The 1,071-nt window shown below is 44.6% G+C and carries 1 protein-coding gene; it reads left to right on the top strand.

Annotation, left to right across the window (positions count from 1 at the left end; genetic code table 11):
• Nucleotides 1-1,017: IS66 family transposase (locus FKN93_RS17365; protein ID WP_170905766.1), on the top strand; the 1,017-nt coding region annotated here is incomplete at its 5' end.
• Between the last annotated feature and the right edge of the window lie 54 nt (nucleotides 1,018-1,071).

The raw sequence follows: 1,071 nt of genomic DNA, 5'->3' as shown, positions 1-1,071 counted from the left end.
CGTTTATTTTCAGGTCAATGCCGCCACTGTAAAGAAACAGTAAAAGCTCAAAAGCCCGACAATGCATCACAAGGTATTATCGGTCCCAATTTACTCAGCTACATTGGCGTTCTTGCTGGACAATATCACCTTAGTGTTCGGAAAATCCAATCACTGCTCAAAGAGCAACTCGGCACAACGTTTTCTGTTGGTGCGATTAGCGAAGCACAAACAAAAGTCGCTTCAATGCTGACTCCATTGCATCAAGCAATCAAACAAGCGTTAAAAAAGGCACCTTTGATTCATGCCGACGAAACCTCTCATCACCGAAATGATGAGCAAAGCCTTCGTTGGTGTTGGTTAGTGGCCAGTGATGATCTTGTCTATGAACAAATACTTTATTCGCGCTCGACCTCATCAGCAAAAAAAGTCATTGATGAAAACTACACAGGTATTGTGGTCAGCGACCAATGCCCAAGCTATAACTGGATAGCCGCAGACCGTCATCAGCTATGTTGGGCACATGTGAAGCGCAACCTTCAACAAATGGCGGATTATAGTGGTGGTGGGCATACTGCTTATATAGGAAGGCACCTATGTCTTCTGACGAATGTTCTCTTCCATACTCGACATCGTTATGAGCAAGGTGAATTGGATTATTCACGGTACTTGCGGCGAATGCACAGGCTACAAAAATCGTTCGATCATTGGTTGAGCAAAGGGACAGGTGTGATGGTCAAGCGGTATCGAGGGCGATGCAAGTTACTGCTCAAACATAGAGAGAGCTTGTGGGTTTTCCTCAAGAAAACGTCAATCCCCTTAACCAATAATGAAGCAGAGCGATGTATTAGAGGCTTTGTAATCCAAAGGAAAATTAGCTTCGGAACGACCTCAGATGCAGGCGATAAATTCCGTAGTCGTATCCACACACTCATCGAAACTTGCAAAAAGCGCGGCCTATCAGCAATGTCAGTTCTGAGTGAAATCATCACGTCAGTCGTTGAGAAGAAACCGTACCCGAACGTTTTTGATCTATAAACTGCACATGCTTCTTCAGGCATGGTAAGTCAAGATACCTCGGTGAACGCTTAC

The organism is Vibrio sp. A8-1 (assembly GCF_013048685.1).
Lineage (GTDB): Bacteria > Pseudomonadota > Gammaproteobacteria > Enterobacterales > Vibrionaceae > Vibrio > Vibrio metschnikovii.
This window is presented reverse-complemented; position numbering and strand designations above follow the sequence as displayed.